A 13,166-nucleotide genomic window follows, 5' to 3' on the forward strand; every position below is an offset into this window, starting at 1 on the left:
CACGCGGTCGCCTCACCCTGCAATACTGCCGCGCTCGCAAAAGTGCAATCACAGCCCGGTCTATTTTACCGTCGGATCAATGTCGAATTGCGTGAAATCACTTCTGAACGGGCGGCCGCTCGTTACCCCAACCCGTGTAGATCCGGGACTTTTTGGCCGGCTTGTCCTGACCATAGCGATTGTTCGCCTCACAGCTGGCTTCTGCAAGGCGAACCTGACCCTCAAGTTCCCGGATGGCGTTGTTGACCTTCCAGACCCTGTCCTGGCTCGGAGTTTCGATTTCCAGTCCCTTGAGGGCTTTCTTGTAGGCAATGATCCTGTAACGCAGTGCCTGACCGACCCATTTTATCATGACCCGGTTTTCCCAAACCCGTGCCTTGGCACCGTCATAGGTTTCCTCGGTGGTGACTTTCTGGTTTCTCAGAACTCTCAACCGTTCGTCGTCGGCTTTTTGCACGCGTAGCGCAACTTCACAAAAAGGCATGACCAGTGATGCGTCTCCGGTCGCGTCGGCAGCGATCTTGTCGTAGCGCGCATCGGATGACCGAAACTTGTCGGAACGCAGATAGATTAGATAGAGGTCAGGTGGCACCCGACCTTCCGTTTCCGGCAGGACCCGCGTACGTGACAATTCTACCATTGTCCCGCCGATCCAGTCCTTGGTCCATGGTGGACGGATCAGCGTCCACCCCCGGTCGCGGAGCAGTTTTTCATCATTCGTGTAGTTGAATTTCGAAACGGGATCGCCCCGCAACCGTGCCGCATTTTCTCCGACAGCCGGCATAAGATCATCGTGAATGACCGACGGTCTTGCCCTGTCGAAATCGCCTGTTGGGCGTGTGCACGCAGCCAGTGCCAGAACGGACGTCAACAGGATGGCTCGAAACCACCCCAGATCAACTCCGAACCTCTGCCTTTCATCAAAGGCATGGCTTTTCTGAACCGCATTGCCATAGCCCATCGGGCGTGTCTCCAGACCGCAAACGCATTCGTTGTTCGGGCATTACGTCCCGAAGCGGCTGGAAAGGCTTGGACCGTCAGTCCTTGTCGGAACCAGCAGGTCCAGCTGCCTTACCGATGGTCGCGATTCGTGCGGCAAGATCAAGGTCGTGATGCTCGTAACGGACACCTGGAAAGAGGATAACCTCTCCAAAGCTCTCCCGGCTCTCTGATCGTTGCCGTTTTGATTGTTGACCCACACGCGCAGTGGGCCGTTGAGCGGACGAAAAATCCAACAAGGTGCCCATCGTCTCCTCCTTCGGTTCCAGTCGCCTCTCCGGCGTATTACCGGGAGGAAACGGTCAAACGGGCGACGCATTACTTCCTGCAAGCTCATTAAGAAGCTGTCAGGGTTAACAGCATGCTAACGCTTTTGCTGCAATTTGAAGGAAACAACTTTCGACGGTCGATCGGTCTTTCGTATTTTGTAGACGGGTGTCATGCGCCAAAGCCAACGATTCAATCCAAAAGAGCCGCCAGCAACAAAGGCGTCCCGCAGAAGGTCCGCGTCTCATTCTGCCCGGCACATTTTGCTTTCTGCCACGGAGATCTTTGTCGGCCTTAGGAAGCATACCATTGAAGAAACAGGGATTTTTTTGGAATTGGCGCGAAACCTCCTGCCGGACACTCCCATTGAAGATCGTCGCGAAATTTCAAAACTTCTGTCTGGTCACGCCGAAATACCGGACGATCTGCAGGAGGTTCTCGCGCGCGATGACGATGCGCAGACCGCCGCTCCCGCGCTTCGCAACAGTCCCCGGCTTTCTGTGGATCTCCTCAAGGCACTTGCCAACAATGGCCCGGAGTTATCGAGACAGGCAATTGCCGAACGCCCGTCACTACGCGAATCGGTGATCGATGCCCTGTGTGACCACGCCGAGGCCAGCGTCATCAAAATTCTGCTTGGGCGCGATGACATCACGCTCAGCAAGACCCATCAGGCAAAACTCAGCCGAAGAAGCGAAATCGTCGCGACCCTCGGTCTGGAACTTGCCGGCAGGGATGCCCTTCATCCCGACGGCCTGATGGGTCAGTTCCTGCATTTGCCGGCACCCTTGAAAAAGCAGGCGATCGCCACAGCCGAAATGACCAGCCTCGTCAAACAGGCGCAGACACCAGGTGGAACAATGTCCCAGCGACCCGATATGAACCGTCTTCAGATCCAGGAAGCCCTGGTGAAAGCCGCGCTTGATCAAAACAGAACCAGTTTTGCCACGTTGCTGAGCCAATCCCTTGGTTTGTCGAGACAAACTTGCAACTTTCTGATGCAGGAGGACCAGGGAGAAGGTCTCACAATCGCCCTTAAGGCGCTTGGTATGCCAGAGTTCGAGACGACAACAATCCTCATCAGGATGCTGGGTGAAAACACGCAGCTCATCGATCTGCGCGGTCTCTTGAGAATGCACCGAACCCTTAGCAACGGAGCTGCGGAAGCGCTGGTCGGACAATGGCTTTTGCACGATCAGGGCAATCAGAGAACCGCAGCCCGCCATTCTTCTCAATATCAGGATGCTTCGGGCCGCAAGCTGCCGGTCAAGACGCCTCTGGCCGACCGTGGAGCGAATACCAGGAAAAAGGTACGTTTCGCAAAATCCAGCGAAGGCTGAACAGATTTGAAAACGTCCTAGATCCGGAAGACATCCGAACCGGGAACGTTTTTCTTCTCGTCTTCTTCGCGCGCGATTGGCAGGTCAATGTCACCGTTTCGGGCTTCGATTTCGACCAGCCAATAATCAGGATCCATGCGGGCCTCATTCTGCAATCGAATATCGATTGCAGATTTTTCGCATTGCGCGAGAACGCTTTCGAAGAGACGTCCCAGGGGCTGTTCGTGGAACATTGCCTGAGGCGCCGGCCCGTAGAGGTCGTAGGTTCCGTCAAGCCGGTCAACGCAGACAAAGACCGCACCGGCCTCCTCCGCACCACGCCTGGAAATTGCCGCAAAGCCCCCCTCCCCGAAAATTCGGCGAACAAGTGCGCTGACAAAGAATTCCGAAGTGACCCGCATCGCGTATCCGTTTCTGGTCAGGTTTAGCCACGACCGCAGACCTGACTGCAGTCGGACTTAAGCCGTTTCGGGGGTCTTGGCAATTAGCCTGACAGACTCCGGCCGCTGATCATTTCCAGATTTTCGATTGTTTTCGAACCGGGCTCTCCGGTTAACGGCAGGCCACGGTCCAGCTCGAAACGCTTGATGGCAGCTGTCGTATTGGAACCCATGACACCATCAGCTTTCAGCGGCCCATAGCCTAGGTCTGACAAGGCTTTCTGGATCCTCATGAGTTGCGGGTCGGCGTCGACATCGACATCCGAAGCGACCGGTATGTCTTGCACAGATGTGCCGGAAAAGCCCGGCTTGGCGCGCGGGACCGGGACAAACGATTCGGCTGGTTCGTCGCCGTGCATCAGGATCAGGGCGAGCAGGCCTTCGTGAGCCTTGCCTGTTTCCGCTTGCCCCGCACGCCGCTCAAAGGCACGTATGGCGCGCTCGGTTGCAGGCCCGCTGAGCCCGTCGAGAGGTCCTTCGTAAAGACCTATCCTTCGAAGCGAAATCTGCAGGTCGAGCACCAGGGTCGAGATCTCCTGAACCTGTAATCCGCTGCGCCGGTCATCAGGTTCAGGAACCCGCAGAGCATTCGGACGATCACGTGTCGCAAAGATCGGTGCCGGGTGGCGGCCGGGCTGCAGGCCTATTGCATTGGCAATGATCAGACAGGCCGTCAGCCCCATGACAACGGTGCCTCCTGCAGCAACAGGATTGTCCAACGCCAGGTGCCCGGCCTTCGCCATAAGCGTTTCTTGTGTTTTGGGCGGAGCCGCTTTTGTTTTTGATTTTGCCATCATGCCGCCTATGCCGTTCGCGCCAGCTGTCGAGCCGTCGCCGTGGCGCCGACTGTCGTACCACGCACGTTTCTTTCGAAGCGTACGGGTATTGCCACAACGACGCTCTCGCCTTGGCCAAGCGCTGACCGGAAATCGAGAACAGAACCTGATTGCGCAAGCAGATCCGACGCCTGCTCGAGCACGCCTTGCGATCCTTCCGAACTCCAGTTGGTGCTCGATTGACGGTTGACCGCTGTCAATATCAATTCCAGTCCGCTCTCGACCGGATTGACTGAAACCTTGACACTTCCACCGGCGCCCGTTGTCTCCACCATTTCAGAGAGTATCAGGTGAAGAGCCTGGCGAAATCTCTTCCGGTCGACAAGCGCGTTGGGAAGGTCCGGATCTGCATTTATCTCAATCCCGACCCTCAGCCGTTCGGCAATCGGATAGATGAGGTGGCTGCTGTGTCTGAGACAGTCGGCGACATCGACATTACAGAGATCCGTTGCCGCTCGTGCCGCCTCTCCCGGTACAAGGTCAAGAATTGCACTCAAGGACTCCGAACTGCGGTTTCCGGCAGACCTGATACGCTGCGCAGTCTGATGCAGACTGCCCTCTGACAAGGACTTGCCCCTGGTTTCCACCATCGTGGCAAGATCAACTATTTCAGACATTTGTGCCTGTACCGATGCACCGGCTTCCTCGATGATGTTCCAGCGAATGTTGCCACGGCGCCCCTTTTCGGTCCCGATCTCCGGATCGGCTGGCAGCGTTTTGTCCGCTTCCACGTCGCGAAGGGTGAGGACAACCATTCCGCTACCATCACAGCTGTCCTGTTCGCCAGCAGGCTTCATCATCAGTTCGAAGCCACGATAGACCGCTTGACCGTTGTCGCCCGGCCGGTTGTCTCCGATACGGAACCGAACCTGGAACAGGGAAGCTTCATGACCTTCCTTGGCGTCGGCGAGCCTGCTCAGAAAGCTGGGCCGATCAGCAACGTGAAGCCGATGAAACAGCCAATCAGCTTCGGTTTTCGACGGCACAAAACCCAGCACTTTCCGAACCGGGCCTCCGATGACCGACACACGGCCATCCTGAGCGATTTCACAGAAAATCTCGGAAATGTTGTCGCAAACACGACGTCGAAGCGTCTCTGAAGCCGCAACTGCTGCGCGCGCGCGCTTGCGGTCGAGCGATATTCTGACCGCCAGCATACCTGTATAGACCAGGGCCGCAGCGGTCGCGATCAGACGTGTTTCCGGAGAAAGGATCATGAGTTGCGGCACATGGCTGGTGAAAATCGAAACGATCCCGAACAGGCCGCAGCACAATGCAGCAATACCGATTGTGACCCTTCTGCTTGACGCGAATGCCGCCTCAATCGGAGGAACAAGAAGCCAAAGCAGCGCAAACGAACTGTCCCCGCCGGTCATCATGCAGATGGTGGCGACAAAGAAGGCAAACAGACCCGACGACGCGGCGATCGCATTGTCCAGATCACCGGAGCGCGACAGGTAGTGCGCAATGGGCCATTGGCTCAGCATCCATGCCAGAACCAGGATCGTTGCGACATGAGGTGCACCGGCAAGGGCAAGATGCAACGGCAGAATGAACAGGGCCGCAGACCCGCTCAAGAAACAGCTTGTCAGAAACGAACGATGCAACGGTGCCGAAAAATGCTCGACCGCAGCCGAGGGGTGAATCATTCCGTCGACACGAGCCGCACAGAACTCCCAAAAATTATGTATTTTTTTCAGAAGGTTACGCACTCTACACTACCAAACGAATATCGCGGATACTTCCGCTCACAACTCCTGTTTGATCATTGTCGGCTCCAGCGCTTAACGAACGATAAAGGTTAAAACCAAACCGGGAAAAAAATGCGAAACCGGTCTGTTTTCAGGCACTTGTCGCAACATAGATAAAATTTGAATCAATATTTCAAAAAATACGATTTAAATACCTGATTTATTTTATGAAAATTCGCTTCAAGCACTCAACTCGACATTCTCATGTGTCTGCTACGGTTCAACCATAACAAGCGTGCCGGGACAAAAATGGCACGCGGCATCGAACAGACTATGGGTAGCAAAAATGTTGTTTCTTCTGAGGACGGCCTTCTGGCTCACCTTGGTGCTGGTTCTGATTCCGCTTGGCTCGGATGACGAGAGCACAAACGAAAAGGCCGCGGACGTTGATCCGGTGTCGGCCTTCCTGGCCGCGCAGGCGACCATGTCAGATATCGGCGGCTTCTGCAGCCGAAACCCGCAGGCCTGCGAAACCGGCGGCAATGCCCTGAGCGTCATTGGCAGCCGGGCACAAGACGGCGCTCGCATCGTCTATGAGTTCCTCGACACGAAAATTGCGGATCGATCGGCGAATGAAACGCTGACAACGGGCTCCACCACTCCGGTCCGCCCCCTTGCTTCCGGCCGAGGTTCAAACGGCCAGGGGATTTTCAATCAGATTCAAGATCCGGACTCCCAGGTGGAGACTGCCGGCGGGCCGGTTCCCCGGCCCAAACCACGCTCAGGTCAGGACACCTGAGCCGACAAGTCGTTGTTCGCGGATCGTTGCCTCTGGAACAACGGCTCTTTGCGCCCCGCTAGAGCGATGTTGCACATATGCAGCAGCGACGGCTTAACTTCAGCGGCTCGTACCGCTGCGCCGCAGATGGAAAGCTGCCCATTTCATCTGCGGCGATTTTTTCTTTTGCCAAAGTCCTTCAATCTTTTTCGCCCGGCAAATCCTGTTGCTGCTGCCCGGATTTGCACTTTGTGACATGCAGGCTATATGAAGGCGGAACAGCCCTTCAAAGATGAGTGTCATGACCACCGATATCAGCGAAATTCTTGAGACATTCGATTTTCTGGACGATTGGGAAGACCGTTACAAATATCTGATCGACCTGGGCAGGGAATTGCCCGAACTGTCCTCAGACGAACGGATCGATGCAAACAAGGTGCGCGGGTGCGTGTCCCAGGTCTGGCTGATCACGAATGTGAAAGCAGGAGCAGACGGAAAATCGGTCCTGACATTCAAAGGTGACAGTGATGCGCTGATCGTTCAGGGTCTTGTGGCGATTGTCACAACCCTGTTCAACGGTAAAACCGCTCAGGAAATTCTCGATACCGATGTTGAAAGCCTTTTCGCCAAGCTTGGATTGCAGGATCATTTGACCCCGCAAAGGTCGAATGGGCTCAGGTCCATGGTCGGACGTATTCGCACTGATGCGCAAAACGCTCTTGCGGTTGCCTGAATAGGTCTGATCGAACTGCCGCACTCAAGTGCTGACGAAGCAACCATTGCTGAGTTGTATCCCTGGCAATCGAGCGTTCGTGGCAGTCATTTCGCTCCGCCGATGATCAGCAGTGTCCAGGACCGAGGGTCTTCCAACACTCCCTCACTGTACGGTTGGCCTCAAACTGCCAAATAGCGTTCCTGCGAATTCACACGTTCAGGCGTTCGGGTGGTCAATGTCCATCGTCGCATTCAATGGACGGGCAGCACGGGTACGCACAGCCTTCGCCTGCATTCCGCTTCAAGTCACCTTCCCTGTGTTGAAAATCAACTCCCCTTCGACCCAACTCAGTTCGGTCAATTTTGAAATTTCCATTGCTGTCACCATCCCCTCTTTCGCAAACACCGGGCATATGTTAAAAGAGAATCATCAATTCTCTTTTCGTAACAGAGGCCCTTCATGGACTATTCCGACAGGTCCGGCGCCGGTCCCATCGCCGACCGTTTTGCACTCATGGATGCAACAGAACAGGCGAACCTGGTCCAAAGTGGCGAGGCAACCAGTCTGGAACTTGTTGAGGCGGCGATCGGGCGGATTGCCGTGTTGAATCCGAAAATCAATGCAATCGCGTGCTCGAATTTCGATCTGGCGCGGCAGCAGGCCAAATCCGTTACCGGAAAAGAGCCCTTCTCCGGTGTTCCCACCCTTATCAAGGATCTGCTTCCTTATCCCGGGCACACAGCTGGTTTCGGATCTCGCCTACTGGACGGAGCACCGGCACTCACCAGCTCCGACTATGCGGACACCCTTCAGGCAAGCGGCCTGATTGCATTGGGAAAAAGCACCGTCTCGGAATTCGGACTTCTTGGAACAACCGAAACACTTGCCAAAGGTGCGACACGGAACCCTTGGGACATCACGTTGTCTCCGGGAGGGTCGTCGGGCGGTGCGGTTGCGGCGGTCGCCGCAGGCATGGTTCCGATAGCACATGCATCCGATGGCGGAGGCTCGATCCGGGGCCCCTCTTCTTTCTGCGGCCTCTTCGGCTTCAAACCAGGTCGCAACAGAACGGTCTCAAACGGTGTTCCAGCCGAGATGCCAACAGCCGCGCTCCTGGCCGAACACTGCGTAAGCCGCTCCGTTCGAGACAGCGCCCGATGGCTGCAAATGACTGAAAATCGGGATCTTTCGACCAGACTACCGTCACTGGAACACCTGCGATCGTCCTTTCCGAAAAATGTCCGCATCGGATTTTATCACAATGACAGCCTGGGTCTGTCCCCGACGCCGGAGGTGGAAGCAGCACTACATGAAACCGCCCTGCTTTGCGAAACAATCGGCTGCGATGTTTTCGAGATCAAGGCGCCGTGTTTCGATCCCGAGACGACTGTTGACGCATTCTTTGACCTGACGGGATTGATGCTATCAGGTGTGTTCGCTCAAATTCGCAACATGATGGGCAACGCCTATGACGAGGATGGGCTGGAGCCCTATACATTGGAAATTGCCCGGCGCGCTAGTGATCTGGCGCCTGCAGATATCGAAATGGCACAAACAGTGTTGGCAAAAAACGCAACAAACGCAGAACGCTCGATGCAACAATGCGACGTTATTCTGAGCCCCACGGTACCCTTCGAAGCCTTTCCGCTTGGCCGATATGGTCCGGAAACTGATGTCAAAGTCCTGCAGGCTTTCACCGCAAGACTTGCTGGATACACATTTGTCTCTTCCCTGACTGGCTGGCCGGCGATGACCGTTCCCCTTCACTGGACTGACAAAGGGCTGCCTGTCGGCAGTCATTTCACAGCGCCATCCGGTAAGGATCCGCTCCTTTTTTCTCTGGCCTATCAGCTCGAACAGGCTCGGCCCTGGAAGCACCGTCTTGATGAACTGACGAAAGATCTCTTATGCCACAACGCCTGAAGTCGGAGGTTCGGGAACGGATCCTCCTTGCCGCGGCCGATATTTTTGCCGAGCATGGTTACAAGGATGCGAAACTGGCGGAAGTCGCGGGCAGATCGGGCACCGCTACCAGCAACATCTACAAGTATTTCGAAAACAAGGAAGTGCTGTTTGAGGCGGTTGTCAGTCCTCGTCTGGCTGCAACATTCCTGAAACTTCTGCGCACGCGTATCCGTGAACTCGGCAGGATCGATCATTGGCCCGGTGCCGATGCGAAGGGATCCGAAAGTGCAAACGCGTTTCTGAACTTCTGCGTCGACAACCGCGCCGTTGTGCTCATTCTCCTGCGCGGTTCAAAGGCAACCAGATTTGCACATGTCCGCAGCCTCGTAGTCAACGAAATGGAACGGTTGACGGACGACTTCCTTCGTCACCAATCGGATACACCTTATCCGGATGCCCAGTTGCAGTTTCTCACGCACAAACTCTTCAACAGAACAGTCGAGACCATTGCAGATATCCTCGCCGAATATGAGGATCCTGCCGACATAAGGCATGCATTTGCGCTCTTCTGGCGCTACCAGCTTGCTGGCCTTGAGGCATTGCTGAAACGCTAGAAATATCCGCGCAAAAAAAGAGCTGCCGGTGGGCAGCTCTCTTCATCAGTATTTTGGTCTGACCGGATCTTACTTGGAGCGCTTGCGCTGCTGTCCGAGACCCATTTTCTTGGCAAGTTCCGAACGGGCAGCTGCGTAATTCGGTGCAACCATCGGATAGTCGGCACCAAGGTCCCACTTGTCCCGGTATTCTTCCGGCGTCATGTTGTAATGAGTACGCAGGTGACGCTTGAGAGACTTGAACTTCTTGCCGTCTTCCAGGCAGATGATGTAGTCGGGCATGACCGATTTCTTGACCGGGACAGCGGGCTTGAGCGGCTCCGGCTCCGGCTCGTTGGAAGCGGATGCCGTTTTCTGCAGCGCGCCATGCACTTCATTGATCAGGCTCGGCAGATCAGTTGAAGCAACCGTATTGTTGCTCACATATGCAGAGACGATGTCCGCCGTAAGATCAATCAGATTAGCATCCACCGGATTGTCAGTCATATTTCACCCGTTCTCTTCCAAATTTGAATTAAGCTTCGGTGTAAACCTGCAAGTAATTTGTTCCGAAAACGCTTGAAAAATTACGTTACTTGCGGAATTAGAAATCAATAGCGATTCTACTTTGCAGGTGATTGTCACAGCCTTATATCGCTGCTTTCCTTCTTATACAACCCCGAAAATCAAATAAAAAACATTTCTCGGCAATAATAATCAAATTCTATAAATACCGACTATTTCGTATATATCGAAATCGACAATGGACTAATAGTATTCCCTTACGCCAGTCTTCCGGTTTCGCAAGGCTGTTGTGCGCCCAAGCTCACTCGTTTGGCCGAACGGTCTCGGCCAATGCGTCGATTTTGGTATCAGCGCAGGGGCGATATCCTGCCGCATATGCAGCTTTTGCCAATAAATGGGCCGAAATTGGGGCTGTCAGCAGGAAGAAGACGACACCGGCAATAGCGCGTGTCACAACGGAAAGGTCGCCGGCCTCCACAGCCAGCGCAAGCAGCATGAGGCCCGAGCCGAGTGTGCCGGCCTTTGATGCGGCATGTGTTCGCATGTACACGTCCTTCAGCCGGACGAGGCCGAGCGAGGCGACAAAGGCAAAACATGCACCTGTGATCAGCATCAGACCGGTTACGATATCAACGATCGCACTCATTGGCCTGCCTCCCTGCGTTTGATGCTTTCCTCGACCTCTTCCATGATGGTTTCGTCACCCGCCATTCCCCGGTTGAGGATGAAACGTGCAAACGCCACCGTTGCAAGGAAGCCGACGAGGCCCAGCGTGATGGCAATATCGATATAGAGATAGATTCCCGTGGAAACGCCGATTGCGGCAATGAAGCCGATACCGACGGCAACAAGCATGTCCAGCGCAACGACCCTGTCAGGCAACCCCGGTCCTTTGACTGTCCTGTAAACGATCACCATGAAGGCGACAGTCAGAATTCCAAGCGAAATCTTGACTGCAATGCCCAGGAACTGAGACGCAAACAACTCAAATGGGGTCATCTGAATGCCTCCATGATCTTGCGCTCAAATCCGTTCTTGATGTCATCGATCGTTGCCTGCGGATCCGGAACGTCAATGCAGTGGATGAAGAGCGTCTTGCGATCCTCCGATACATCCACCGACAATGTGCCGGGCGTCAAGGTAATGAGATTTGCAAGCATTGTGATTTCGAAATCCGTGTCGACAGTCAACGGGAGAGCAATGATGCCCGGTTCAAGCTCGATTTTTGGCCTGAGCACGATCAACGCGACCCTCCAGGCCGACAGGACCAGTTCCCGTACGAAGGTTACGGCCAGCCCGACCGATTTTCCGAACCGCCGAAAATACGCCGACGTGCCCACTTGCTCCCGGATCAGATAGAGCGCCCCTGACCCAAGCACAAATCCGAAAGCGAGATTGACCTCCGAAAAACTGCCTGTAACAGCTCCCCAGGCCAGCGCCATGAGAATGTTGATGAGAAAGAGGCTCGTCATCCCTGCTCTCCAAAGACTGAGCGAATGTAGCCGAGCGGATCAACGACACTGCTCGCACCCTGCGTCGATAACTCTATCATCCATTCCGGTTGGATGCCGAAATAGACGACAAGTGCGGTGAGAATGCCTAGAGGCAGCCAGATCGCACCGCTTGCAAGATCCGATTGCGATGACCCGGACACCTCGACGCTTTTTCCATCGGGCGTGCCTTCCGGCCCGCCCCGCCAGAAAGCGAAAATCCAGATGCGCCCCATGGCAAGTGTCGTCAGGAAACCGCTCACAAGAATGGCTGCTCCCAGCCAGAACCGGTCATCTTTAAAAGCGGCGTCGACCAGCATGATCTTCGGCCAGAAGCCGGAAAAGGGCGGCAGGCCCGACACGGCAAATGCCAAAATCAGAAACACGCCCGCAAACGCAATGCTCTTCTGATAGAGCCCTCCCAGCTTCCTGAGATTGTAGGAGCCACCCATCATGTTCATGATCCCGGCGGACATGTAGAGCGCTGTCATCACAATGATGGAATGCACCGCATAGAAAATCGCGCCCGATATGGCCAGCGTGGCGACCTCGCTGTTGGATGCAACAGCAACGCCCGCCAGCATCGATCCGATCCCGGCGATGACCAGATACCCCAGCAACCTCCTGATCTCGGTCTGTGCCAGAGCGCCCAGCGCACCGGTCATCAGCGTAACGATGGCAACCAGGCCGAATATATCGGCCATGTAGCCGAGTGAAGCAGGCAGGATGAGTACAAAGATCCTGATCAGGGCATAGACACCGACCTTTGTCAGCAGTCCTGCAAACACGGCGGACACAACGATGTTCGGCGTATGATAGGAGGCCGGCAGCCAGAAATTGACGGGAAAGGCGGCCGCCTTCATGGCAAAGGCAAGAAAATAAAGCGCTGCAACGGTTGCAAGTGTTCCCGAGGCCGGGTTTTCCAGTTCGGCAACCTTGATGGCGATATCGGCCATGTTGAGTGTACCGAAAATACCGTAAAGCAGGCCCGTTGCGATCAGAAACAGGTTGGTCCCGACCAGGTTGAGCACCCCGTATTTCACGGCTCCGTCCAGCTGGATCCGGTCATTGCCGAGAATGAGCAGGCCGTAGGACGAAATCAGCAGAACCTCGAACCAGACATAAAGGTTGAAGATATCGGCTGTCAGGAAGGAACCGCACACCCCTGTCATGAGCAGCAAAAGGAACGGATAGAACCCGTATCTGCGTCCGGAATTGCTGACCGTCTTCATGCCGAACACACCGGCACAAAAGGCAACAACCGAGCCGATGAATGTCAGGGTGGCTCCAAGGGTGTCGGCGGTCACCGCGATCCCGAAAGGCGGCAACCAGTTGCCCATCACCATCGTGATGACGCCGTGGTCCAGAACCCGGACCAGCAATGCAAAGCTGGCCAGAACGAGCACGCCGAGCAGCGTTATGCCAAGCTTCGGCTGAAGATCGGTGTGCTTGCGCAACATCAGGCAAAGCGCCCCGCCGAGCATCGTGATCAGGGACGGCGCGACAATGAGCCAGTCCCCCGCCGCGATGGGCGTCGTGATCATTGCGTCGGCATAGTCAACGGAAACAGAAGAGCCTGCCATAAAG

General features: G+C 55.3%; 15 protein-coding genes. 5 read left to right on the forward strand and 10 right to left on the reverse strand.

What is annotated here, in order from left to right; genetic code table 11:
• Window positions 1–97: 97 nt before the first annotated feature.
• Both LA5095_RS14700 and LA5095_RS32060 read right to left on the reverse strand, forming a co-directional pair.
• Window positions 98–961, reverse strand: a complete 864-nt coding sequence (locus tag LA5095_RS14700) for a hypothetical protein (RefSeq protein ID WP_208992701.1) — start codon at window positions 959–961, stop codon at window positions 98–100.
• 76 nt (window positions 962–1,037) lie between these two features.
• A complete protein-coding gene (locus LA5095_RS32060) occupies window positions 1,038–1,247 on the reverse strand; it encodes a hypothetical protein (protein ID WP_082442413.1) in 210 nt (69 codons plus the stop codon).
• A 354-nt stretch (window positions 1,248–1,601) separates the two neighbouring features.
• On the opposite strand from LA5095_RS32060, the gene LA5095_RS14705 reads away from it, so the two are divergent.
• Entirely contained in the window at window positions 1,602–2,606 is a 1,005-nt protein-coding gene (locus LA5095_RS14705; protein WP_158510380.1) for a DUF2336 domain-containing protein, read from the forward strand.
• Between the two features lie 17 nt (window positions 2,607–2,623).
• Here LA5095_RS14705 and LA5095_RS14710 read toward each other — a convergent pair whose 3' ends face one another.
• The 3 genes from LA5095_RS14710 to LA5095_RS14720 all read right to left on the reverse strand — a co-directional run bounded on the left by LA5095_RS14710 (window position 2,624) and on the right by LA5095_RS14720 (window position 5,459).
• Window positions 2,624–3,007: a DUF1491 family protein gene (locus LA5095_RS14710; RefSeq protein WP_055116169.1), complete on the reverse strand. Its 384-nt coding sequence runs from the start codon at window positions 3,005–3,007 to the stop codon at window positions 2,624–2,626.
• 83 nt (window positions 3,008–3,090) lie between these two features.
• On the reverse strand, window positions 3,091–3,789 hold the full coding sequence (locus LA5095_RS14715) for a peptidoglycan-binding domain-containing protein (RefSeq protein ID WP_208992702.1): 699 nt from the start codon (window positions 3,787–3,789) through the stop codon (window positions 3,091–3,093).
• A gap of 59 nt (window positions 3,790–3,848) precedes the next feature.
• Window positions 3,849–5,459, reverse strand: coding sequence for a sensor histidine kinase (locus LA5095_RS14720; RefSeq protein WP_144435997.1), 1,611 nt, complete (start codon window positions 5,457–5,459; stop codon window positions 3,849–3,851).
• Between the two features lie 460 nt (window positions 5,460–5,919).
• On the opposite strand from LA5095_RS14720, the gene LA5095_RS14725 reads away from it, so the two are divergent.
• From LA5095_RS14725 to LA5095_RS14745, 4 genes are all read left to right on the forward strand, one after another.
• Entirely contained in the window at window positions 5,920–6,372 is a 453-nt protein-coding gene (locus tag LA5095_RS14725) for a DUF5330 domain-containing protein (RefSeq protein WP_055116173.1), read from the forward strand.
• A gap of 280 nt (window positions 6,373–6,652) precedes the next feature.
• Window positions 6,653–7,084, forward strand: a complete 432-nt coding sequence (locus tag LA5095_RS14735) for a SufE family protein (RefSeq protein ID WP_055116177.1) — start codon at window positions 6,653–6,655, stop codon at window positions 7,082–7,084.
• A 441-nt stretch (window positions 7,085–7,525) separates the two neighbouring features.
• On the forward strand, window positions 7,526–8,989 hold the full coding sequence (locus LA5095_RS14740) for an amidase (RefSeq protein ID WP_082442414.1): 1,464 nt from the start codon (window positions 7,526–7,528) through the stop codon (window positions 8,987–8,989).
• Window positions 8,974–9,585, forward strand: coding sequence for a TetR/AcrR family transcriptional regulator (locus LA5095_RS14745; RefSeq protein WP_055116180.1), 612 nt, complete (start codon window positions 8,974–8,976; stop codon window positions 9,583–9,585). The genes LA5095_RS14740 and LA5095_RS14745 overlap by 16 nt, the downstream gene beginning before the upstream one ends.
• Window positions 9,586–9,654: 69 nt before the next feature.
• Here LA5095_RS14745 and LA5095_RS14750 read toward each other — a convergent pair whose 3' ends face one another.
• From LA5095_RS14750 to LA5095_RS14770, 5 genes are all read right to left on the reverse strand, one after another.
• Entirely contained in the window at window positions 9,655–10,071 is a 417-nt protein-coding gene (locus LA5095_RS14750; protein ID WP_029061595.1) for a Ros/MucR family transcriptional regulator, read from the reverse strand.
• A gap of 319 nt (window positions 10,072–10,390) precedes the next feature.
• The gene (gene mnhG / locus LA5095_RS14755; protein WP_055116182.1) at window positions 10,391–10,735 is read right to left on the reverse strand and encodes a monovalent cation/H(+) antiporter subunit G; all 345 of its coding nucleotides are present in this window, start codon (window positions 10,733–10,735) and stop codon (window positions 10,391–10,393) included.
• Window positions 10,732–11,088 (reverse strand): cation:proton antiporter, encoded by a 357-nt coding sequence (locus LA5095_RS14760; RefSeq protein ID WP_055116184.1) that lies wholly within the window; start codon window positions 11,086–11,088, stop codon window positions 10,732–10,734. Before LA5095_RS14760 ends, mnhG begins: the two co-directional genes overlap by 4 nt.
• Window positions 11,085–11,561 carry a Na+/H+ antiporter subunit E gene (locus tag LA5095_RS14765; RefSeq protein WP_055116186.1) on the reverse strand — a complete coding sequence of 159 codons (477 nt, stop codon included), beginning with the start codon at window positions 11,559–11,561 and terminating at the stop codon, window positions 11,085–11,087. The genes LA5095_RS14760 and LA5095_RS14765 overlap by 4 nt, the downstream gene beginning before the upstream one ends.
• Complete coding sequence (locus tag LA5095_RS14770) at window positions 11,558–13,162, reverse strand: Na+/H+ antiporter subunit D (protein ID WP_055116188.1); 1,605 nt, start codon at window positions 13,160–13,162, stop codon at window positions 11,558–11,560. Before LA5095_RS14770 ends, LA5095_RS14765 begins: the two co-directional genes overlap by 4 nt.
• Window positions 13,163–13,166 lie beyond the last annotated feature (4 nt).

Source organism: Roseibium album (assembly GCF_001404515.1).
GTDB lineage: Bacteria > Pseudomonadota > Alphaproteobacteria > Rhizobiales > Stappiaceae > Roseibium > Roseibium album.

Excerpts from the sequence above, each read along its gene's own strand:
- LA5095_RS14700 (WP_208992701.1), bottom strand. The coding sequence starts at position 961 with ATGGGCTATGGCAATGCGGTTCAGAAAAGCCATGCCTTTGATGAAAGG.
- LA5095_RS32060 (WP_082442413.1), bottom strand. The coding sequence starts at position 1,247 with ATGGGCACCTTGTTGGATTTTTCGTCCGCTCAACGGCCCACTGCGCGT.
- LA5095_RS14710 (WP_055116169.1), bottom strand. The coding sequence starts at position 3,007 with ATGCGGGTCACTTCGGAATTCTTTGTCAGCGCACTTGTTCGCCGAATT.
- LA5095_RS14715 (WP_208992702.1), bottom strand. The coding sequence starts at position 3,789 with ATGGCGAAGGCCGGGCACCTGGCGTTGGACAATCCTGTTGCTGCAGGA.
- LA5095_RS14725 (WP_055116173.1), top strand. The coding sequence starts at position 5,920 with ATGTTGTTTCTTCTGAGGACGGCCTTCTGGCTCACCTTGGTGCTGGTT.
- LA5095_RS14735 (WP_055116177.1), top strand. The coding sequence starts at position 6,653 with ATGACCACCGATATCAGCGAAATTCTTGAGACATTCGATTTTCTGGAC.
- LA5095_RS14740 (WP_082442414.1), top strand. The coding sequence starts at position 7,526 with ATGGACTATTCCGACAGGTCCGGCGCCGGTCCCATCGCCGACCGTTTT.
- LA5095_RS14745 (WP_055116180.1), top strand. The coding sequence starts at position 8,974 with ATGCCACAACGCCTGAAGTCGGAGGTTCGGGAACGGATCCTCCTTGCC.
- LA5095_RS14750 (WP_029061595.1), bottom strand. The coding sequence starts at position 10,071 with ATGACTGACAATCCGGTGGATGCTAATCTGATTGATCTTACGGCGGAC.
- mnhG (WP_055116182.1), bottom strand. The coding sequence starts at position 10,735 with ATGAGTGCGATCGTTGATATCGTAACCGGTCTGATGCTGATCACAGGT.
- LA5095_RS14760 (WP_055116184.1), bottom strand. The coding sequence starts at position 11,088 with ATGACCCCATTTGAGTTGTTTGCGTCTCAGTTCCTGGGCATTGCAGTC.
- LA5095_RS14765 (WP_055116186.1), bottom strand. The coding sequence starts at position 11,561 with ATGACGAGCCTCTTTCTCATCAACATTCTCATGGCGCTGGCCTGGGGA.
- LA5095_RS14770 (WP_055116188.1), bottom strand. The coding sequence starts at position 13,162 with ATGGCAGGCTCTTCTGTTTCCGTTGACTATGCCGACGCAATGATCACG.